The sequence below is a fragment of the Rhizobium acidisoli genome (assembly GCF_002531755.2).
GTDB lineage: Bacteria > Pseudomonadota > Alphaproteobacteria > Rhizobiales > Rhizobiaceae > Rhizobium > Rhizobium acidisoli.
Genome location: NZ_CP035001.1, coordinates 510,881 through 531,298, shown reverse-complemented (window position 1 = coordinate 531,298; position 20,418 = coordinate 510,881). Strand labels below are relative to the sequence as shown.

The window sequence follows — 20,418 nt, the reverse complement described above, 5'->3', positions numbered from 1 at the left end:
GAGGCAAATGATGAAGATAAAGCGGAAGTTTAAAAGCGCTGCTTTCGAAGCGATCCACAGTGCGGTCGCCGCCATGCACCGTGCCGGGACAGTCGACAAAGAAACGATGCGCTCCTTCGATGAAACGTGCCTCGTTTCCTCTGAGGTAAAAGCGCGAGGCGCGGACCTGAAAGACCGCGACGCGCTTTAGGCCGTTCCAAGCCGCTTGATATTCCCCGTCAGTTCCCCCGCCAGCCGCAGGCTCGCGGCAGTCGCCATTGCCATTTGCGGCAGCAGCAGCCATTCGAGCGTCCAGGCCGCACCCGAGCGTTCCTGTTCATGGACGAGGGACTGGTGAATGCCGGACAGCGCCGTCGCGTTGAAGCGGGCGAGCGAGACCAGGGTTTCGGCGGCGACGGGGTTCTGTTTGTGGGCCATCGCCGAGGAGGTGCCGCCGCCTGCGATTTCGATCTCGTCTCCTGCCTGGGCAAGCAGAGCGATATCCTGGCCGATTTTGCCGAGGCTGCCCGAGATCGAGGTGAACAGGCCGGCGATATCGGCGATTGGCAGACGCCCGCTCTGCCATTGCCTGGTGTCGGTCAGGCCAAGTTCCTGGGCGAGCGAGGCGCGGATGGCCGGGCCTTGTGGCCCGACCTTGTCGAGAGTGCCGGCGGCGCCGCCGAACTGGACGGGGAAACTTTGCTCGGTCAGTCGGTCGCGATAGATCTCCAATGGCGCGCGCCACGCAGTGAGGCGGTCGCTGACGGAAATCGGGATGGCTGCCTGCATGCGGGTATGACCCATCAGCCGGTTGCGGCCGAACCGGCGATCGAGCGCATCGAGCCCGGCGACGATGGCGGAAAGCCGGCCGGCAAAAAGGAAGACCACCGCCTTCAGGCGGATCATCAGGCTGGTGTCGATCACATCCTGGCTGGTGGCGCCGAGATGCAGGCTTTTGGCCGCTTCCTCGCCGACTTCGCGCAGCTGCTTGATGAGCTCTGGAACGACGACGCCGTCCCTTGCCGTTGCCGCACGCAGACGATGCAGATCGGCGGAGAAGCCGGCGCAGATTTCGGCGATCCGCCTTGCGGCTTCGGCGGGTATCAAGCCATGCGCGGCTTCGGCCCTCGCCAACGCGGCCTCGAAGGAGAGCATGGCGCGGATATCGGCCTCGGCGGAGAAATAGGGCGCGATTTCATCGTCGCCGAGCAGGCCGGAGAGGAAGGGGTGGTCGAAGGGCGATGCGGTCATGGATTGCTCGGTTGTGGTCGTGGCCCCCTCATCCGGCTCCGCCATCTTCTCCCCCAGGGGAGAAGAGATTTGGGGCGGTGTCGGCGCTTACAGGCAGCTGTTTTCGTATGGCACTGTTCCCCTCCCCCCTCGGGGAGAGGGCAGGGTGAGGGGGCTCCTTGCACTTAACCTCAAGGACAGGCCGCTGGCCAGCCCCTTCAAATATCCAGAAACACCGTCTCCTTGGCACCCTGCAGATGGATGTCGAAATGGCAGGTGGCGCCGTCGCGGGTGGCGATCAAGGTTGCGACGCGCTCGCGATGCTCAATGCGCAGAAGCAGCGGGTCGGCGGCGTTGGCCTCGGTTTCCTCAGGAAAGTACATGCGCGTGTGCAGGCCGATATTGATGCCGCGGGCGACGATCCAGAAGGTGATGTGCGGGGCTTGTCTGCGGCCGTCCTTGAAGGGGACGCGGCCGGGCTTGATGGTTTCGAAGCTGTAGACGCCGTCTTCAGCTCGGGTCGGGCAGCGGCCCCAGCCGGTGAAATTGGGATCGGCGGCGCCGCGCATTTCCGAGGGGCTGTTGTAGAGGCCGGCGCTGTCGGCCTGCCAGATCTCGATGACGGCATCGCGCACCAGGGCGCCGGCGCCGTCGAGGATGCGGCCGGTGACGGTGATGCGTTCGCCAAGCGTCTTGTCGTTGACCATCGCCGTGCCGAGGTCGCTGTCGTAGACACCCGTTATGTCGCAGAAATTCGGCGTCAGGCCGATATGGACATAGGGACCGGCCGTCTGCGACGGGGTTTCCTTCAGATAACCGAGCTGCTGCATGGTCAATTGCCCTCCAGCCTGTTTTCGAACATCGTCGAGCGGCGGCCGCGCAGCACGATATCGAATTTATAGGCGCGTGAATCCATCGGGATGGTATTGCCCCAGTCGAGCGGCGCGATCAGCTGTTCGATCGCCGCCTTGTCGGGAATGGTGCCGACGATCGGACATTTCCAGATCATCGGATCGCCCTCGAAATACATCTGGGTGATCAGCCGCTGGGCAAAGCCGTGGCCGAAAATCGAGAAATGGATATGGGCCGGGCGCCAGTCGTTGATGCCGTTCGGCCAGGGATAGGCGCCGGGCCGCACCGTGCGGAAATGGTAGCGGCCTTCCTCGTCGGTGACGGCACGGCCGCAGCCGCCGAAATTCGGGTCGATCGCCGCCAGATAGCTTTCCTTCTTGTGGCGATAGCGCCCGCCGGCATTGGCCTGCCAGAATTCGATCAGGGCGCCGGCGACCGGCTTGGCACGCTCGTCGAGCACGCGGCCATGGACGATGATGCGCTCGCCGATGGCGCTTTCGCCGGGCCGCGCATAATTCAGGATCAGGTCGTTGTCGAGCTCGCCGAGCATCGAATGGCCGAAGACCGGGCCGGTGGTTTCGGAGATCGTGCCGTCGAGCGAGAGCAGCGCCCGCTGCGGCGCGCGCAGCACGGAGGTCTTGTAGCCGGGGGTCAGCGCCGGCGCATGCCAGGCGCGGTCGCGGGCGAAGAAGGCGCCGGTCTCCGGCTTGCGGTTCGGTAGTTCGGACATTTCTCCCCCTCAGGCCACCTTTTCGGCGTCCATTTGTGCAAAGGTCTGTTTGGCGATCTTGATCGCATGATTGGCGGCGGGAACGCCGGCATAGATCGCCACATGCAAGAGCGCCTCGCAGACATCCTCACGGCTCGCACCCGTGTTGGCGGTGGCGCGCACATGCATGGCCACCTCATCGTCCTGGCCGAGAGCGGCAAGCAGGGCGATGGTGACGATCGAGCGTTCGCGCTTGCTCAGCGCCGGGCGCGACCAGACATGGCCCCAGGCGGCTTCGGTGATCAGCTCCTGGAAGGGACGGTCGAATTCAGTCGTAGCGGTTGCGGCGCGGTCGACATGGGCGTCGCCGAGCACGGCGCGGCGGGTCGCCATGCCCTGCCGGTAGCGCTCGGAGGAGGCGGTCTCGTTCATCGGTTGGTTTCTCCAGGCGCAAGAGATGTCAGGAAGGCGCGGATGATCGCCGTCAGCGCTTCCGGCTGCTCGACGCAGGGAATGTGGGCGCAATCCGGGATGACCTCGTAGCGGGCGCCGGGGATCAACTTTGCTGTGGAAAGCACGAGATCGGGCGGCGTTGAGCCGTCCTGGTCGCCGACGATGCAGATTGTCGGCACGGTGATCCTCTTGGCCGCTTCGGTGAAATCGGCATCGCGGATCGCTTCGCACGCGGCGATATAACCCTCGACCGGCTGGCGCGTCAGCATATTGCAATAGCCTGAATAGGCGGTGCTTTCGGGCCGGCGGAAGGCCGGGGTGAACCAGCGCTCCATGATGGCGTCGACGATGCTGCCGATGCCGTTCCTCTCGACCGAGGCGATGCGGGCATTCCAGCTTTCAGCCGTGCCGATCTTATGGGCGGTGTCGCTGAGGATGAGCGCGCCGACGAGATCCGGCCGGCGTTGATAAAGCGACTGGGCGATGAGGCCGCCGACGGAGAGGCCCAAGATGACGGCGTCCTTCACCGAGAGCAGATCGAGCAGGCCGGCGAGGTCCGTGGCGTGATCCTCGATCGACGAGGGCAGCTGGCCGACATCGGAAAGGCCGTGGCCGCGCTTGTCGTAGAGCACGATGGCGTAATCGCCGGCAAGCCGCACCACGACATCGCGCCAGATGCGGAAGTCCGTGCCGAGCGAATTGACAAAAACGATCACCGGCCGGTCAGCGGGCGCGCCGATGACCTGATAATGGATCGTCACGTCGTTTATGCGGGCGAATTGCACGTTAATCTCCTCCGTCATCAAGTCAGCTCAGCTAGGGGTGTTCCTCATCCGGCTGCCGCCACCTTCTCCCCGGCGGGGAGAAGGGGATATGCCGCACCGTCTCCGTCAACCTCAACGCCACGTTTGGCACGTCCCCTCGCCCCGCTTGCGGGGAGAGGGTTAGGGTGAGGGGCATTGGCGCCCTTCGTCATGCTCGGGCTTGACCAGAGCATCCATGCGGCACCCACCGGCAGCCGCGGTATGGATCCTCGGGTCAAGCCCGAGGATGACGGAGAGCGGGGGAGGCCCTCCGCCAAACTCGTCCCGGCAAGCCCGTCCAACGTCCATACTCCTAATCGTGAAACTGACCGGTTGATCCGGTTAAGTAAAATGATATTTATCAGCCTTTCGATAACCCTGGAGTTATGTGAGCGATGATCGACAGCCGCGTCAAGTTTCGTCATCTGCAGACCTTTGTCGAGGTGGCGCGGCAGAAGAGCGTCATGAAGGCGGCCGAATTGCTGCATGTCAGCCAGCCGGCGGTGACAAAGACGATCCGCGAGCTGGAGCAGGCGCTGGGTGTCGACGTCTTCGAGCGTGATGGCCGCGGCATCAAGATCACCCGTTACGGCGAGGTCTTCCTGCGGCATGCCGGGGCGGCGCTGACGGCGTTGCGCCAGGGTCTCGATTCCGTCTCGCAGGAACAGTTCGCCGATGCGCCGCCGATACGCATCGGCGCTCTGCCGACGGTGTCGTCGCGCATCATGCCGCGGGCGATGGAGCTTTTCCTCAAGGAACGGACCTGGAGCCGGGTGAAGATCGTCACCGGCGAGAATGCCGTGCTGCTGGAGCAGCTTCGCGTCGGCGATCTCGACATCGTCGTCGGACGTCTGGCCGGGGCCGAGAAGATGGCAGGCTTTTCTTTCGAGCATCTATATTCCGAGCAGGTGGTGTTTGCCGTGCGCGCCGGCCATCCGCTGCTGAGCGGCGGGCAATCACCCTTCTCAGGTTTCGGCGATTACACGGTGCTGATGCCGACGCGGGGTTCGATCATCCGGCCGGTGGTCGAAAATTTCCTCATCGCCAACGGCGTCTCCAGCCTGCCGAACCAGATCGAGACAGTATCGGACTCCTTCGGCCGCGCGTTCCTGCGGTCGAGCGACGCGATCTGGATCATTTCCAACGGCGTGGTCGCCGACGATGTCGCCGATGGGCGGCTGGCGATGTTGCCGGTCGATACCGGCGAGACGAGGGGGCCGGTCGGGCTGACGATGCGCGCCGATGCCGTGCCGTCCGTGCCGCAATCGATCCTGATGCAGACGATCCGCGAGGCGGCAGGAGAGGTTTCCTGAGATAATGGAGGTGGGCCGATGGAGGATCAAAAGAAGAATCTCGGCAGGCGGGCGACGGAAGCGACGGTGAAATTCGTCGCCGTGCTCGCGGTGATGATCTTCGTCGCTGCAGGTTCGCTGTCCTATTGGCAGGGCTGGCTGTTCTTTTTCAATTTTTCCGCCTGGATCGTTACGACGACAGCCTATTTTCTGAAATACGACCGCGCCTTGCTGGAACGGCGGCTGCATATCGGGCCGGCTGCGGAACGGGAGCCGGCACAGAAGTGTATTCAGCTTTTCAACGGCATCGTGCTGATTGCGCTCTTCATCGGCTCGGCGCTCGATTATCGGTTCGGCGGGTCGGCCGTTCCGGCGCCGGTTGTGATTTTTGGCAACATCCTGATCGCAGCCGGCTTTTACGGCTGCTTCCTGGTCCTGCGGCAGAACAACTTCGCCTCGGCGACGGTCGAGATCCGCAGGGATCAGCGGGTCATTTCGAGCGGGCTCTACAGCATCGTGCGTCATCCGATGTATGCGGCGGCGCTTGTGCTCTTCGTTGGCATACCGCTGTCGCTCGGCTCGTATTGGGGCTTGCTTGCCATCCCTCCTGCCTTAGGCGGACTCGTCGCGCGGCTGCTGGACGAGGAGAAGCATCTGGTAAGAGACCTGCCGGGTTATGTCGAATACCGCCGCAAGGTCCGCTACCGGCTACTTCCTGGATTATGGTGACGCCCGAACCGGCGGTCGGAATAACAAGCTCTTGAAATCTGGTTGTGAAATGCCCAGATTTGGACTATGTCTAGTTCAAGACAGGAGGCTATCATGCGGCATGCACGACGCAGGGAGCAACGGGAAAGCCTAGAGCCGCAGCGGCTGGAAACCGGCCGCTTTGCGCCGGCGAACCGTAGAAGGCTGAGTGCACCGGCCTTGCGGACCTTCCTGGCGATCGCCGATCTCTGGGGCTTGAACGAAGAGCAGCGTCTGCTCGTGCTCGGCTACCCCTCCCGGTCGACCTATCACAGCTGGGCCAAGCAGGCGCGCGAGCATGGGGCTTTCACGCTCGATGTCGATACGCTGACCCGGATCTCCGCCGTGCTCGGCATTCACCAGGCGCTCGGCGTGCTGTTTGCCGACGAACGCGCCGGCGTCGCCTGGTTGCGCATGCCGCATCAGGCGCCGGTTTTCGGCGGGCATCCGCCGCTCGATATCGTGACGAACGGAACCCAGGACGGATTGATGACCGTGCGCCGGTTCCTCGATGGCGCAAGAGGCGGTGTCTATATGCAGCCGAATAGGCTCGACGAGGCCCTCACGCCTTACGAAGACGCGGACATCGTCTTCCGGTGAGCGCGCGTTTTGCCGAAGCGCCGCGTCCCTCCTACCGGCTGATCCCATCGCAATTTCCGCCCATCGGGCTTTTCGATGCGGTGACGCGGGCGGCCGATCTCGACGCCGTGATGGACCTCGTCGGCTGGACCAATGATCGCCTCGTCGCCGACCGGATCCAGCGGCTTCCCGAGGATGAATGGGTTTACGGCACGCCGAATGCGAGCATCGTGATGGCGGCGTTCCTGCATGTCGCGGCCGGCGGCATGCGCTTCAACGGCCCTGATCTCGGCGCCTGGTATGCCGCCGATGCTCTGAAGACAGCCGCCGCCGAGGTTGGCCATCATCTGAGGCGCGAGGCCGTCGCCCGCGGGGTGGCGACGATGGCGCGCACCTATCGAAGCTATGCGGCCACTCTGATCGGCGACTATCTCGATATTCGCGGCGAGCAGACATTGCGGCCCGATGTCTATGACGGCGCGAGCTACGCGGCGTCGCAGGTGCTGGGTGAAGAGGTGCGTTCGAGCGGCGGCGCCGGCATCCTCTACGACAGCGTCCGGCTGAGAGGCGGGGTCAACATTGCCGCGCATCGGCCGCGCAACATTCGCGACGTGCTGCAGGCCGACCACTTCGAAATCACCGTTTCCGCCGCCGACCGGCGCATCGATGTCAGGAAGCTCGCCGCCTAGAGGACGAGACGCTCCGCCCAGGCCTTTGCCGTCTTCGCCATCGTGGCGAGATGATCGGCAGCGGAGAAACCGGAGATTGTTTTGCGTGGCTTCAGGTCGTGATCGCCATCCTCGAGCCAGAGGATTTCGATCCTGCTTGAGAGATCGTAGCCCCGCACCTCCTCCCGCGTGCCGAATTCGTCGCGCGTTCCCTGGCAGATCAGCGCCGGCGTCGTCAGCCCCTTGAGGTGAGCGGTGCGCAGTTTCGTCGGCTGGCCGGGCGGATGGAACGGATAGCCGAGGCAGAGCAGGCCAGCGATCTTGCCCCTGCCATGGAGATCGTCGGCGATCATGCTGGCGACCCGGCCGCCCATCGACTTGCCGCCGATGATCAGCGGGCCGCTGACGCCGAGTTCGGCAACCGCTGCTTCATATTCGGGGTTGAGCGTTTCGGCCCGCGGCGGCGGCTTGCGGTCTCCGCTGCGGCGCGCGGCCATATAGGCGAATTCGAATCTGACAATCCTGAAGCCGACGCCGGCAAGCGCTTCCGTCGCTGCTGTCATCGACGCCGAATCCATCGGCGCGCCGGCGCCATGGGCCAGCAGGATGGTGAAGCGCGCATCCTGCGGCCCCTGTAGCAGAAATCTGTCGAGCATCGGCAATCCTCCGTAGCGTCATCGGAACCATCTCGACGGCCGTGACTTCTTGCCTGAAAGGAGACAGACAATGTCGACGAATGACGAAAACGTAAAGCCCGAGCAGCGGCGCCCCAAAGATGTCAGCGCCGTCCCCGACAAGCCGGAGCCTGCCGATGCAGAATCGCTGGCGCCACCGACGGTGCAGCCGGCTGGGGCGGGCGACAAAAGCGAACGGCCGGTCGTCAATCCCGTCACCGGCGTCGCATTTTAGGGATCGCAAGATTATGATGCAGATCGGCCCTTGAAACCGCGGCGGAGAGGCCGCATATACCAGCCCTGCCTGAAAAATGGATGCATGGGGTATCGACGTCGTCGAACTCTTTGCCGTCCGACAGGATAAGGGCGCTCCCCGCAAGGGTCGAGCGCCCTTTTTGATTTTCAGACATTGCATTCGCCGAGGCGTCTGTTTCGATCCGGGCGATCGTGACGAACTCCCACCATACTCTATATAGCACTTCGGAATCCCGAAATTGGTTGGGGCATTGAAATCATTGTCTGTTTTTCCGCGACCACACTGCGAAAAAGCCGGCAGATTTCGGAATCCCGAAGCGGCAGTCCTTCGGGATTCCGAAGTGGGATTTTTTCTTGCCGCCGTTTTTTCGCCGGCGCTGTCGATTTTCGCATCCGCCGATCGTCATCCTAACGATGTGCTGCAATCGTGCGGCAACTGAAGGAGGAAATGTCATGGATCATCAGCATCTCGTCCCCGCCGCTGTGCTTGCGGCAAAGAACGGCGTCCGCTTCCCCAATGAGAGCGAGGCGTATCGCAGCGCCCGCGACGCGCTGCTCGCCGAAGAGATCGAATTGCGCCGCCATATCGAACGCGTGGCCGTCCAGCGCCGGGCGCTGCCGCCGGGCGGCGAGGTGAAGAAAGATTACCGCTTCGAAGGTGTCGACGGGCCGATCAGCTTCAGCGAGCTCTTCGCCGACAAGGAAACGCTGGTCGTCTACAGCTACATGTTCGGGCCGCAACGGGAGCGCCCATGCCCGATGTGCACCTCGCTGCTGTCGGCCTGGGACGGCGAGGTGCCCGATATGCAGCAGCGCGTGGCGCTTGCCGTCGTCGCCCGCTCGCCGCTCGCACGGCTGCTCGCCTTCAAGAAGGAGCGCGGCTGGCATCACCTACCGCTTTATTCCGACACGACCGATGAATACAGCCGCGACTATCATGCTATCGGCAAAGACGGCAGCGATGACGCCGCTTTCAACGTCTTCACCCGGCGCGACGGCACCATCCGTCATTTCTGGGGCGGAGAGATGGGCCAAGTGACGGCCGATCCCGGCGAGGATCCGCGCGGCGCTCCAGATTTGATGCCGCTCTGGACCGTGCTCGATTCAACGCCAGAAGGCCGGGCGCCGGATTGGTATCCGAAGCTGTCCTATTAAGGCTAAGACCAGCCGCGTCGCGCGTCAGCCGGTGGAGCGGTTTCTGGAGGGCTCGGTCCATTCGATGCTGGTGACCGAGGCCTCCGGCAGCGGCGTCGGGTCGATGTCGTAGATATAGCCGGCGAGCATGTCGGCGGCGCGTTCCGCTGCCTTGATCTTCGCCTCGGTTTCCACGACCGCCTTTCCAATCGCCTCGATGCGGGCGCGGAACATGTGAGCGAGCACATCGCGGCCAGACTGCTTTTCGAGCCGCTCCAGATGCAGGCCGATCCGCGAGGCGTGGCGTTCCAACTCGCTCTTGCTGAACCGCGCTTTGCGCAGTTCCTCGGAAAGGCTTTCCTGCATGACGGCGACGGGATCGAAACTTCCGGGCGCCCGCTCGTCGAGCACCGCGTCGGTGACGAGCTTCTCGATCATGACAAGCGCCTGCAGCTCGGCCGCATCGGCGAATTCGACGTCGTAGCCGGTATCGTCGTAGACTTTGCGGCGGACCGGATCGAGAAGCAGCACATAAGCCTTCTGCAGATTGTCGAAGGTTTGCGAATCGCCGCCCGAATCCGGGTGGGCGACTTTTGCATGCCTGCGATAGGCGGCCTTCAGCTGCGCCTCATCCGCATCGCGTTCAACGCCGAGAATATCGTAGGGATCCGTCACGCCCGCTCCATTGCTGCCCCGCACGTCGGGCGGTCTAGGTCTTGTTCTGCATCAGAAAGGCAAAGTTTAGACCGAAAGCGGGAATGACGTCCATGGCCGGAAATCGCAACGGTCCGCGCCAATGCCCGGACCGTTTTTCGATTATCCAATCTTTGCAAGAGGTTGGGCCGAAATTAGCCGGCGTCGATCGATGCAAGATAACAGGTTGCCTCGCCATCGATTTTGAGTTCGATTTCGCCCGCATCCGTGATCAGCAGCGCATCGCCTGATGCAAGCGCGCCGGTTTCACCTCCCTGTGCGAACGACAGGGCGCCGCGGTGGCAGAGCAATAGGCATGTCGACGACGTCAGCGGCAGGGTCCTGCCGCCATCGATTTCGAGCCGCATCAGCGTGTGAACAAGGGCCGCGCGGCGGGTCATGACGTTGAGATCGGTAATCGCACCGTCCTCGAGCCTGGCGCCGACCGGGATATCCGCTGGGAAGGCGAGGGGATCGCTCGCCGTCGTCAGCAGCGCCGGCGCCCAGCCTTCGATGTCGAGCGTCATGCCGTTGCCGTTCAGGATCGCCAGCGTGCGGTCGATCCCGGGAAAGATCGAAAAGGGCCCATCCGTCGCGACGGTCGCCATGCTGACGCGCCAGTCGAAGCCCGCAAGGCCGGCATCTTCGGGCGAAACGGCGATCTCCACCGTTTCGCCGCCGCCATTTTTCCACGGCATGCGCTTGTGATCGCCGGCGCGCAGGATCCTCACCGGTCTTAGTTCCCGAGAATGCCGGGCAGGCGCAGGCCCTTTTCCCGGGCGCAGTCGAGTGCGATCTCGTAGCCGGCATCGGCGTGGCGCATGACGCCGGTCGCCGGGTCGTTCCAGAGCACCCGCTCGAGACGCTTGGCCGCATCGTCGCTGCCATCGGCGCAGATGACGACGCCGGAGTGCTGGGAGAAGCCCATGCCGACGCCGCCGCCATGATGCAGCGATACCCAGGTGGCGCCCGACGCCGTGTTGAGTAGGGCGTTCAGCAGCGGCCAGTCGGAGACGGCATCCGAGCCGTCCTTCATCGCCTCGGTTTCGCGGTTCGGCGAGGCGACAGAGCCGGAATCGAGGTGGTCGCGGCCAATGACGATCGGCGCAGAAAGCTCGCCGTTCCTGACCATTTCATTAAACGCCAGAGCCAGGCGGTGGCGGTCGCCGAGGCCGACCCAGCAAATGCGTGCTGGCAGGCCCTGGAAGGCGATGCGCTGCCTGGCCATGTCGAGCCAGTTGTGCAGATGGGTATTGCCGGGGGTCAGTTCCCGCACCTTGGCATCGGTCTTGTAGATATCCTCCGGATCGCCGGACAGGGCGGCCCAGCGGAACGGGCCGATGCCGCGGCAGAACAGCGGTCTTATATAGGCCGGCACGAAGCCCGGGAAAGCGAAGGCGTTTTCCAAACCTTCTTCCTTGGCAACCTGGCGGATATTGTTGCCGTAGTCGAGTGTCGGAATACCGGCGTTCCAGAAGGCGATCATCGCTTCGACATGTTCGCGCATCGAGGCGCGTGCGGCCTTTTCCACGGCCTTCGGATCGCTTTCGCGCTTGGCCTTCCACTCGGCCATCGTCCAGCCCTTCGGCAGGTAGCCGTTGATCGGGTCGTGCGCCGAGGTCTGGTCGGTGACCATGTCGGGGCGGATGCCGCGGCGGACCATTTCCGGCAGGATTTCGGCGGCATTGCCGAGCAGGCCGACGGATTTGGCTTCGCCGGCTTTGGTCCAGCGGTCGATCATTTCGAGCGCTTCGTCGAGTGTCTCGGCCTTGGCGTCGAGATAGCGGGTGCGCAGGCGGAAATCGATCGAGTCTGGATTGCATTCGACGGCGAGGCAGCAGGCGCCGGCCATGACCGCGGCGAGCGGCTGGGCGCCGCCCATGCCGCCGAGGCCGCCGGTCAGGATCCATTTGCCCTTGAGATTGCCGCCGTAATGCTGGCGGCCGGCCTCGACGAAGGTCTCGTAAGTGCCCTGCACGATGCCCTGCGTGCCGATATAGATCCACGAGCCGGCCGTCATCTGGCCGTACATGGCAAGGCCCTTCTTATCCAGCTCGTTGAAATGATCCCAGGTCGCCCAATGCGGTACGAGGTTGGAATTGGCGATCAGCACCCGCGGCGCATCCTTGTGGGTGCGGAAGACGCCGACCGGCTTGCCGGACTGCACCAGCAGCGTTTCTTCTTCTGTCAGCGTCTTCAGCGTCGCGACGATGCGGTCGAAATCCTCCCAGGTGCGGGCGGCGCGGCCGATGCCGCCGTAGACGACGAGCTCGTTCGGATTTTCGGCGACGTCGGGATCGAGATTGTTCATCAGCATGCGCAGCGGCGCTTCGGTCATCCAGCTCTTGGCATTGAGCTCGTTGCCGCGGGGCGCGCGGATTTCACGGATATTATGACGTGGATTGTTCATGGCGGTTCCCCTGTTCTCAGGTTTCAATCTTCAGCGTTTCAGGCCCGGTGCGATCTGTTCGATGCGCACCAGAATGTCTTTGAGATGGATGCGAAGCCGGTCCGCTTTAGCGCTGTCATAGGCGAAAGGCGGAGTTTCGGTCTGGAGATGCGTCGATTGCGCGAGCTCCATCTGGATCGCATGGACGCCGGTCTCGGGCCGGCCATAATGGCGGGTCGTCCAGCCGCCTTTGAAGCGGCCATTAAGCACACTGTCGTAGCCTTGCGCCGCTTCGACGACGGTCAGCGTCGCCTGCTCGATGGCGCCGTCGCAGGTCTTGCCCATATCGGTGCCGATGTTGAAATCCGGTAATTTGCCTTCGAAGAGGAAGGGAATATGGGAGCGGATCGAGTGGCAATCATAGAGGATTGCGACGCCGTGGTTTGCTCTGACACGCTCGATCTCGGCGGCAAGTGCGGCGTGATAGGGCGCGTGAAAATCCCGCAGCCGGGCGGCAATATCGGCTTCGTCAGGCGCCTGCCCATCCTTCCAGATCGGCTTGCCGTCGAAATCCGTTTCCGGGACGAGGCCGGTAGTGTTCTGGCCGGGATAGAGGCTGACGCCCTCTGGATCGCGATTGGCGTCGATCACATAGCGGTGGAAGGTGGCGCGCACGGTCGTGACATCATCGAGCAGCCCGTCATAGAGCCGATGGATGTGCCAGTCGGTATCGGCGAGGATCCTGCCATTGTCGTTCAGCCGGTCGGCGATCCCGGGCGGCACATCGGTGCCGGTATGGGGGAAGGCGAGGATGACGGGTGAGGTGCCCCGATGAATTTCGTAGGGTGCGGTCATGGCAGAAACCCCTCCCCAACCCCTCCCCACAAGGGGGAGGGGCCAGAGCCAGCCGCATGCTCTGCGTTCAAGACTGAATGCAGGCGGGGCCTGAGGTTAAGCCGCTCCCCCTTGTGGGGAAGAGTTGGGTTGGGGACTTTTTCCATCATCATCTCAACCTTCCAAAACCGGCAGGATGCCATTCGAAACGGCGGCGTTCAGCGCGCCCGTCGCCACCAGTTCGGCGGAGGCGGCGAGGTTATTGGCCATATAACGGTCGCTGTCGAGGCTCGGCACCTTGCTGCGGATTGTGGCGATCGCCTTCAAAAGTTCCGGGCTGGTCGACAGCGGCGCGCGCAGTTCGACGCCTTGGGCGGCGGTCAGCGCTTCGATGCCGATGATGCCGAACAGGTTCTCGGTCATGCCGAGCAGTCGGCGGGCGCCGTGGCAGGCCATCGAGACATGGTCTTCCTGGTTGGCCGAGGTGGGCGTCGAATCGACCGAGGCCGGGTGCGACATCTGCTTATTCTCCGACATCAGCGCCGCCGAGGTGACCTCGGCGATCATCAGGCCGGAATTCAGGCCCGGCTTCTTGGCGAGGAAGGCCGGCAGGCCGTAGGAAAGCACCGGGTCGACCAGCAGCGCGATGCGGCGCTGCGAGATCGCGCCGATTTCGCAGACGGCAAGGGCGATCTGGTCGGCGGCGAAGGCGACGGGTTCGGCGTGGAAATTGCCGCCCGAGACGACGGAATTGTCCGACAGCACCAGCGGATTGTCGGTGACCGCATTGGCCTCGATTTCGAGCGTGCGGGCGACCGAGCGCAAGAGATCGAGGCAGGCGCCGTCGACCTGCGGCTGGCAGCGGATGCAATAGGGATCCTGCACGCGCTCATCGCCCTCGATATGGCTCTGGCGGATGACCGATTGTTCGAGCAAGGCGCGAAGGGCGGATGCCGTGTCAATCTGGCCCTTGTGGCCGCGCAGCGTATGAATATCCGGATGGAAAGGCGCCGACGAGCCCATGGCGGCATCGGTGGACATGGCGCCGGTGATGAGAGCCGCCTGCGCGGCGCGATGAGCGCGGAAGAGACCGGCAAGCGCCAGGGCCGTGGAGGTCTGGGTGCCGTTGATCAGCGCCAGACCCTCCTTGGCAGCAAGCACGACCGGTTTCAGTCCGGCCCTTTCCAGGGCTTCGGCACCAGTCAGACGTTCGCCGGCGAAGAAGGCTTCGGCCTCGCCCATCATTACCGCCGCCATATGTGCAAGCGGGGCAAGATCGCCGGAGGCGCCGACCGAGCCCTTTTCCGGGATCAGCGGAATGACGCCCTTATCCAGCATGCCTTCGATCAGCCGCACCAGCTCCAGCCGCACGCCGGAGGCGCCGCGGCCGAGCGAAACCAGCTTCAGCGCCATGATCAGCCGAACGATATTCTCCGGCAGCGGCGCGCCGATACCGCAGCAATGCGACAGGATGAGATTGCGTTGCAGCGTGGCGACGTCGGCGCTGTCGATCTTGATCGAGGCGAGTTTGCCGAAGCCGGTATTGATACCGTAAACCGGCGCATTGCCGGCGGCGATCTCGGCGATGCGGGCGGCGGCCTTGGCGATGCCGCCATCGAAGGCGGGATCGAGCCTGGCCGGCGCGCCGGTCCAATAGATGGTCTCGAGATCCTTGAGCGAGACGGAGCCCGGGTGGAGCGTAATGGTCATTGACCGTTCCTTTCGCCTTTGAAGACGCGTGCATGAAGCGGGTTGAAGCCGATGCGGTAGACGAGCTCGGCGAGGCTCTCGATATTCCAGACGGCGAGATCGGCGGATTTGCCGGCTTCGAGCGTGCCGGTCTCGCCGATAAGGCCGAGCGCGCGGGCGCCTTCGCGGGTGGCGCCGGCGATGCATTCCTCGACGGTGAGGCCGAAAAGCGTCGCCGACATGTTCATGGTCAGCAGCATCGAGGTGAGCGGCGAGGTGCCGGGATTGCAATCGGTGGCGATGGCGATCGGCACGCCGGCCCGGCGTAGCGCTTCCACCGGCGGCTTCTGTTTTTCATGGATGGCGTAGAAGGCGCCGGGCAGGAGCACGGCGACGGTGCCGGCCGCGGCCATTGCGGCAACGCCTTCTTCGTCGAGATATTCCAGATGATCGGCGGACAGCGCGCCATAGGCGGCCGCCAGCTTGGCGCCACCGAGATTGGAGAGCTGCTCGGCATGCAGCTTGACCGGCAGGCCGAGTGCCTTGGCCTTGTCGAAGACGCGGGCGATCTCGGTAGTCGAAAATGCGATGCCTTCGCAGAAGCCGTCGACCGCGTCGGCAAGGCCAAGATTATACATGTCGTCGAGACCGGGCAGCACGACATCGTCGAGATAGTCGCCGTTGCGGCCCTTATATTCGACCGGCGTCGCATGGGCGCCGAGATAGCTGGTGGCGACGCGGACCGGCCTGACATGGCCGAGCAGGCGGGCGCTCTGCAGCATCTTCACTTCGCCGCTCCGGTTGAGGCCATAGCCGGATTTGATCTCGAGCGTGGTCACGCCTTCGGCAAGCAGCGTATCGAGGCGCGGCAGCGCCGTGGCGACGAGTTCCTCGACCGACAGCGCGTTGGTCGCCTGAACCGAGGAGACGATGCCGCCGCCGGCCCGCGCGATCTCTTCATAGGTCGCGCCTTCGAGGCGCATCTCGAATTCGCGGGCGCGATTGCCGCCGTGAACGATATGGGTGTGGCAGTCGACGAGGCCGGGCGTTACCCAGCGGCCCTCGAGGTCGACGATCTCGGAATGTTCGATGGCCGATGCCGGCAGCTCGCTTTCGGCGCCTGAAAAGGCGATGCGGCCGTTTTCGATCAAAACGGCGCCCTTTTCGACGATGCCGAGCCCCGCTTTGTCAGGCGCAAGCGTCGCCAGGCGCGCATTGCGCCATAGCGCCGGCCTGACGTCGGCGGATGCGGTTTCCTCTGAAAAATTGTTCCCGGTCATCAGCTTTGCGCCTTTCCTTATGCCAAAACATGTATATACATAATCAACAGGTGACAAGAGAAATTTTGCGCGCTCTTCTGGAAAAGAAAGATCGGCAGCGCCGCAGGAGGAGAAGAAGGCCATGACCATACTTCACGCAAGCGCAGCTCTGACGCCGCAAGGCTGGCAGAAGGACGTGCGGCTGACGCTCGAAGCCGGGCGCATCGCCCGGATCGAAGCGGGCGTTTCCGCCGCGCCCAGTGATGAACGCCATGTTCTGATCGTTCCGGCCATGGGCAACCTGCACAGCCATGCCTTCCAGCGGGCGATGGCCGGTCTTGCCGAAGTCCGCGGCCCGGCAAACGACAGCTTCTGGAGCTGGCGCACGGTCATGTACAAGTTGGCTTTGGCGATGACGCCTGAACATGTCGAGGCGGTCGCGGCCAAGCTTTATGCGGAGATGCTGGAGGCGGGCTTTTCCCGCGTCGGCGAATTCCACTATCTCCATCACGACAGGGATGGCGGCGCTTATGCCAACATCGTCGAGCTTGCCGAACGTATTGGTGCTGCAAGTCAGCAGACCGGCATCGGCCTGACCCTGCTGCCGGTCTTTTATGCCCATTCCGGCTTCGGCGGCGCTCAGCCGATCGACGGCCAGCGGCGCTTCATCAATTCGCTCGACAGCTTCGAAAGGCTGATGGAGGGATGCAGGGGGGTGACCGGCCGGCTCGACGGCGCCGAACTCGGGCTTGCGCCACACAGCCTGCGCGCTGCAACGCCCGAGGAATTGGCGAAGCTAGTGCCGCTGGCGGGCGACGGCCCGATCCATATTCATGTCGCCGAACAGGTGAAGGAGGTCGAGGACTGCGTCGCCTGGTCGGGCGCGCGGCCGGTGGAATGGCTGCTCGATCATATGCCTGTGGATCAGCGCTGGTGCCTGATCCATGCGACGCATATGACCGAGGACGAGACGCGGCGGATGGCAAAGAGCGGCGCGATTGCCGGCCTTTGCCCGATCACCGAAGCGAATCTCGGCGACGGCGCCTTTGCCGCGCCGCTTTTCCTTCAAGAGGGCGGACGATATGGCATCGGTTCGGATTCCAACGTGCTGATCTCCGTAACGGAGGAGCTGCGCCAGCTCGAATATTCGCAGCGCCTGGCGCTGCGTGCCCGCAATGTCGTCGCAGCCCCCGGCGGTTCGACGGCGCTTTGCCTGTTCAACCAGGCGCTTGCCGGCGGCGGTGCGGCGCTAAAAGCCCCGGCCGGTCTCGTAGAAGGCCATCACGCCGATCTCGTTTCGCTCGATGCTTCAGCCGTTCCCTATCTCTGCGGCGACCAGATCCTCGATCATTGGCTGTTTGCCGGCGGCGTTTCGGTCGATTGCGTCTGGGCGCGTGGCCGCAAGCAGGTGGCGGGCGGGCGTCATGTCGGGCGCGAGGCCATCGACCGGCGGTTCCTCGCCGCGATGGGCGAATTGCTGGCTGGCTGAAAAAGCGCTTTTCATGAGCGGGCATTCGCTCTAGAGCGGGAGATCAATGGGAACGTGGCGATGAACCAAAGCAGGGATCCCACCTTGCACCAGCGCATCCTCGGCGAGATCGAGGGCCGTATCGTCTCGGGCGAATGGCCGCCGGGGCATCGCATCCCCTTCGAAGTCGATCTCGCCACCCAATATGACGTCTCGCGCATGACGGTGAACAAGGTACTGACCCAGCTCGCCAAGGCCGGTCTCATTGAGCGCCGCAAGAAATCCGGCAGCTTCGTCACCCAGCCGCAGGCGCAATCGGCCGTTCTCGAAATCCACGATATCAAGGCCGAGGTGCAGTCGCTGAACCTGCCTTATTCCTACGCGGTTTCGAAGACGGCGAGCCGTAAGGCCAAGGCCGAAGACAGCCGCCGGCTGGAGCTGCCTGTGGCGTCCTCGGTCATCGAGGTCGTCTGCATCCACAATGCCGGCACGCGGCCCTTCTGCCTGGAGGAGCGGCTGATCAGCCTTGCGACAGTGCCTGAGGCCGCCGATGCCGATTTTCACACGGTGGCGCCGGGTCCCTGGCTACTCAACCAGGTGCCGTGGAGTACGGCCGAACACCGGATCCACGCCGTCTCCGCCAACGCGGAGGTGGCAGCCGCCCTCGATATCGCCCGCAACACCGCTTGTCTCGTCGTCGAACGCCGCACCTGGAGCGGCGCCGGCCCGGTGACGCATGTGCGCTTCACCTATCCCGGCGATCGCCACGCCCTGGTGGCGCGTTTCACGCCGGCCTCACAGTAACCCAAGTTCCATATACAACACGAGCGCTGTTTTCATTCCTCGAACATCTTGCCGCTGCGCGCTTCAAGCCGGTAGCGATAGCCGGGATAGACGAGGCGGGCAGTCGAGACCACCTGTTTTGCCGACCATGTGCGCCGGCGGATCGTCAGGCAGGGTTCAGTCTTGAGGATGGTCAGGAGTTTGCATTCCCAGGCCTGCGGCATTGCGGCCTCGACCACGTGTTCGGAGCCGCTGAGTGGTGCCGCCGCCGTCAGGTAGGCGTTCGGCGTCAAGGTCGAAAAATCCTGGTCGAGATATTCGGGAGCGGCCTCCGGATGGACGAAACGGTCCTCGATTTGCACCGGGACGCCGTTTTCGCTGTGGACGATCAGCGAGTGGAAGACCGCCGCACCGATCGCAAGTTCGAGCGCGTCGGCGATCTCCGGAGAGGCGGTTTCCTGGGCGAGCACGATGACGGAAGCCTCATGGACATGACCGCGTTCGGCGATTTCCTCGGCGATGTTGCGCACTTCGAACAGCGCCGAATAGCCCTTGCGCTCGGCGACGAAGGAGCCGACGCCCTGGATGCGGACGAGCTCGCCTTCGTTGGCCAGTTCGCGCAGCGCTCGGTTGGCGGTCATCTTGCTGACGCCGAGCTCGACGACCAGCTCGTTTTCCGACGGCACGCGGTATTTCGGCGGCCATTCGCCGCTGTGGATACGGTCGAGGATCACCTGCTTGACGCCGGCATAAAGCGGCGTGCTATCATTTTCAGCCAGTTCGCGCTTCATCTCGCCGGAACGCTTCATTGCCTATTCCTTTTGCACGAATGGAATTCGCCACGTAAATCGACTTTCCTCTTGCATATCACAAAATATCTCATATGGTACCATATACAACCCCCCAATCGGTCCTGGACACAGAAATAGGACGGAATGGGCAAGCCGGCGGAGATCGGCGTGGTGCCGCAAGGTCTGTTTCAACTCCAGAGGAGAATTCATCAATGAAATTCAGCACAATCCTGTTTTGCGGCGTCGCCGCTCTTTCCGCCTTCGCAGCACCCGCTTTCGCCAAGGACTGGACGAAGGCGACCATCACACTTGAGGGCGCCTATGCGCCCTGGAACCTCACCAATGCCGACGGCACGCTCGGCGGCTTCGAGCCGGAGCTTGCAAAAGTGCTCTGCGAACGTGCCAAGATCGAATGCACGCTCGTTGCTTCTGATTGGGACGGCATGATCCCGGCGCTGAACGCCGGCAAGTTCGACGTCATCATGGACGCGCTGTCGATCACCGAAGAGCGCAGGCAGGTGATCGATTTCACAATTCCCTATGCCGCCACGCCCGCTGCCTTCGCCACCGCCAAGGACAGCCCGCTGGCGAAGGCCGCCGGCACCGGTGCCACGATCAAGATGACGCCCGGCCAGACCGGCGTGAAGGAGATCGATGCGCTGAAGGCGGCCTTCAAGGGCAAGACAATCGGCATCCAGGCAGCCACCGTCTACGCCAAGTTCGTTTATGACAATTTCGGCGATATTGCCGAGATCCGCGAGTACAAGACCGGCGCCGACCGCGACCTCGACCTGCAGAACGGCCGCATCGATCTCGGCTTCGACGACGCCGTCTATTTCGCCAATGCTTTCAAGAGCGCCAACGGCGCGCTGGACTTCACCGGCCCGGAGATCGTCGGCTCGATCTGGGGCGAGGGTGAAGGCCTCGGCGTCCGCAAGGCCGATACCGATCTGCGCGATAAGTTCAGCGAGGCAATCAAATCCGCACTCGCCGACGGCACCGTCAAGAACCTCTCGATGAAGTGGTTTCAGGTCGACGTCAGCCCGCAGCAGTAAGCGCTTCGGCCTTTTGGCCGCAGGCGCCGGTCCCCGGCTTTGTCGCCGGGGACCGCGTGTTATTCTCGATCCAGAAAATACT

At 63.5% G+C, this 20,418-nt stretch carries 23 protein-coding genes; 10 read left to right on the top strand and 13 right to left on the bottom strand.

What is annotated here, in order from left to right:
* The first annotated feature begins 7 nt into the window (after positions 1 to 7).
* Positions 8 to 190, top strand: coding sequence for a hypothetical protein (locus CO657_RS31645; protein ID WP_425349944.1), 183 nt, complete (start codon positions 8 to 10; stop codon positions 188 to 190).
* Here the strand turns inward: CO657_RS31645 and CO657_RS31640 are convergent.
* The 5 genes from CO657_RS31640 to pcaD all read right to left on the bottom strand — a co-directional run bounded on the left by CO657_RS31640 (position 187) and on the right by pcaD (position 4,008).
* Positions 187 to 1,230: a 3-carboxy-cis,cis-muconate cycloisomerase gene (locus CO657_RS31640; RefSeq protein WP_054184129.1), complete on the bottom strand. Its 1,044-nt coding sequence runs from the start codon at positions 1,228 to 1,230 to the stop codon at positions 187 to 189. The genes CO657_RS31645 and CO657_RS31640 overlap by 4 nt on opposite strands.
* A 197-nt stretch (positions 1,231 to 1,427) precedes the next feature.
* On the bottom strand, positions 1,428 to 2,039 hold the full coding sequence (gene pcaG, locus CO657_RS31635) for a protocatechuate 3,4-dioxygenase subunit alpha (RefSeq protein WP_054184076.1): 612 nt from the start codon (positions 2,037 to 2,039) through the stop codon (positions 1,428 to 1,430).
* 2 nt (positions 2,040 to 2,041) lie between these two features.
* A complete protein-coding gene (gene pcaH / locus CO657_RS31630; RefSeq protein WP_054184077.1) occupies positions 2,042 to 2,791 on the bottom strand; it encodes a protocatechuate 3,4-dioxygenase subunit beta in 750 nt (249 codons plus the stop codon).
* 9 nt (positions 2,792 to 2,800) lie between these two features.
* Entirely contained in the window at positions 2,801 to 3,202 is a 402-nt protein-coding gene (gene pcaC / locus CO657_RS31625) for a 4-carboxymuconolactone decarboxylase (RefSeq protein ID WP_054184078.1), read from the bottom strand.
* Positions 3,199 to 4,008, bottom strand: coding sequence for a 3-oxoadipate enol-lactonase (gene pcaD, locus CO657_RS31620; RefSeq protein WP_054184130.1), 810 nt, complete (start codon positions 4,006 to 4,008; stop codon positions 3,199 to 3,201). The genes pcaC and pcaD overlap by 4 nt, the downstream gene beginning before the upstream one ends.
* A 413-nt stretch (positions 4,009 to 4,421) precedes the next feature.
* Here pcaD and pcaQ point away from each other — a divergent pair, with 413 nt between their 5' ends.
* From pcaQ to CO657_RS31600, 4 genes are all read left to right on the top strand, one after another.
* On the top strand, positions 4,422 to 5,339 hold the full coding sequence (pcaQ, locus tag CO657_RS31615) for a pca operon transcription factor PcaQ (RefSeq protein ID WP_054184080.1): 918 nt from the start codon (positions 4,422 to 4,424) through the stop codon (positions 5,337 to 5,339).
* A gap of 18 nt (positions 5,340 to 5,357) precedes the next feature.
* Positions 5,358 to 6,047, top strand: coding sequence for a methyltransferase family protein (locus CO657_RS31610; protein WP_054184081.1), 690 nt, complete (start codon positions 5,358 to 5,360; stop codon positions 6,045 to 6,047).
* Between the two features lie 93 nt (positions 6,048 to 6,140).
* The gene (locus CO657_RS31605; RefSeq protein ID WP_054184082.1) at positions 6,141 to 6,665 is read left to right on the top strand and encodes an MbcA/ParS/Xre antitoxin family protein; all 525 of its coding nucleotides are present in this window, start codon (positions 6,141 to 6,143) and stop codon (positions 6,663 to 6,665) included.
* Entirely contained in the window at positions 6,662 to 7,333 is a 672-nt protein-coding gene (locus tag CO657_RS31600) for an RES family NAD+ phosphorylase (RefSeq protein ID WP_054184083.1), read from the top strand. Before CO657_RS31605 ends, CO657_RS31600 begins: the two co-directional genes overlap by 4 nt.
* Here CO657_RS31600 and CO657_RS31595 read toward each other — a convergent pair.
* Positions 7,330 to 7,968: an alpha/beta hydrolase family protein gene (locus CO657_RS31595; RefSeq protein WP_054184084.1), complete on the bottom strand. Its 639-nt coding sequence runs from the start codon at positions 7,966 to 7,968 to the stop codon at positions 7,330 to 7,332. The genes CO657_RS31600 and CO657_RS31595 overlap by 4 nt on opposite strands.
* 70 nt (positions 7,969 to 8,038) lie before the next feature.
* Here CO657_RS31595 and CO657_RS31590 point away from each other — a divergent pair, with 70 nt between their 5' ends.
* Together CO657_RS31590 and CO657_RS31585 are read left to right on the top strand one after the other, a co-directional pair.
* Positions 8,039 to 8,221, top strand: coding sequence for a hypothetical protein (locus tag CO657_RS31590; RefSeq protein WP_054184085.1), 183 nt, complete (start codon positions 8,039 to 8,041; stop codon positions 8,219 to 8,221).
* A gap of 473 nt (positions 8,222 to 8,694) precedes the next feature.
* On the top strand, positions 8,695 to 9,396 hold the full coding sequence (locus tag CO657_RS31585) for a DUF899 family protein (protein WP_003595138.1): 702 nt from the start codon (positions 8,695 to 8,697) through the stop codon (positions 9,394 to 9,396).
* Positions 9,397 to 9,420: 24 nt separating this feature from the next.
* Here CO657_RS31585 and CO657_RS31580 read toward each other — a convergent pair whose 3' ends face one another.
* The 6 genes from CO657_RS31580 to hutI form a co-directional block, all read right to left on the bottom strand.
* Entirely contained in the window at positions 9,421 to 10,050 is a 630-nt protein-coding gene (locus tag CO657_RS31580; protein ID WP_054184086.1) for a J domain-containing protein, read from the bottom strand.
* 173 nt (positions 10,051 to 10,223) lie between these two features.
* Positions 10,224 to 10,799, bottom strand: coding sequence for a HutD/Ves family protein (locus CO657_RS31575; RefSeq protein ID WP_003595140.1), 576 nt, complete (start codon positions 10,797 to 10,799; stop codon positions 10,224 to 10,226).
* Positions 10,800 to 10,804: 5 nt separating this feature from the next.
* Positions 10,805 to 12,478, bottom strand: coding sequence for a urocanate hydratase (gene hutU / locus CO657_RS31570; RefSeq protein ID WP_054184087.1), 1,674 nt, complete (start codon positions 12,476 to 12,478; stop codon positions 10,805 to 10,807).
* A 30-nt stretch (positions 12,479 to 12,508) separates the two neighbouring features.
* Positions 12,509 to 13,312: an N-formylglutamate deformylase gene (hutG, locus tag CO657_RS31565; RefSeq protein ID WP_054184088.1), complete on the bottom strand. Its 804-nt coding sequence runs from the start codon at positions 13,310 to 13,312 to the stop codon at positions 12,509 to 12,511.
* Between the two features lie 153 nt (positions 13,313 to 13,465).
* Positions 13,466 to 15,001: a histidine ammonia-lyase gene (hutH, locus tag CO657_RS31560; RefSeq protein ID WP_054184089.1), complete on the bottom strand. Its 1,536-nt coding sequence runs from the start codon at positions 14,999 to 15,001 to the stop codon at positions 13,466 to 13,468.
* Positions 14,998 to 16,260, bottom strand: coding sequence for an imidazolonepropionase (gene hutI, locus CO657_RS31555; protein ID WP_054184131.1), 1,263 nt, complete (start codon positions 16,258 to 16,260; stop codon positions 14,998 to 15,000). Before hutI ends, hutH begins: the two co-directional genes overlap by 4 nt.
* A gap of 121 nt (positions 16,261 to 16,381) precedes the next feature.
* Between hutI and CO657_RS31550 the strand changes: the two genes are divergently transcribed.
* Together CO657_RS31550 and hutC (CO657_RS31545) are read left to right on the top strand one after the other, a co-directional pair.
* Entirely contained in the window at positions 16,382 to 17,728 is a 1,347-nt protein-coding gene (locus CO657_RS31550) for a formimidoylglutamate deiminase (protein ID WP_054184090.1), read from the top strand.
* Positions 17,729 to 17,788: 60 nt separating this feature from the next.
* A complete protein-coding gene (hutC, locus tag CO657_RS31545; protein ID WP_054184091.1) occupies positions 17,789 to 18,511 on the top strand; it encodes a histidine utilization transcriptional repressor HutC in 723 nt (240 codons plus the stop codon).
* Positions 18,512 to 18,543: 32 nt separating this feature from the next.
* Here the strand turns inward: hutC (CO657_RS31545) and hutC (CO657_RS31540) are convergent, their stop codons facing one another.
* Entirely contained in the window at positions 18,544 to 19,299 is a 756-nt protein-coding gene (gene hutC / locus CO657_RS31540; RefSeq protein WP_054184092.1) for a histidine utilization transcriptional repressor HutC, read from the bottom strand.
* A 194-nt stretch (positions 19,300 to 19,493) separates the two neighbouring features.
* Here hutC (CO657_RS31540) and CO657_RS31535 point away from each other — a divergent pair, with 194 nt between their 5' ends.
* A complete protein-coding gene (locus CO657_RS31535; protein WP_054184093.1) occupies positions 19,494 to 20,336 on the top strand; it encodes a transporter substrate-binding domain-containing protein in 843 nt (280 codons plus the stop codon).
* The last annotated feature ends 82 nt before the right edge of the window (positions 20,337 to 20,418 follow it).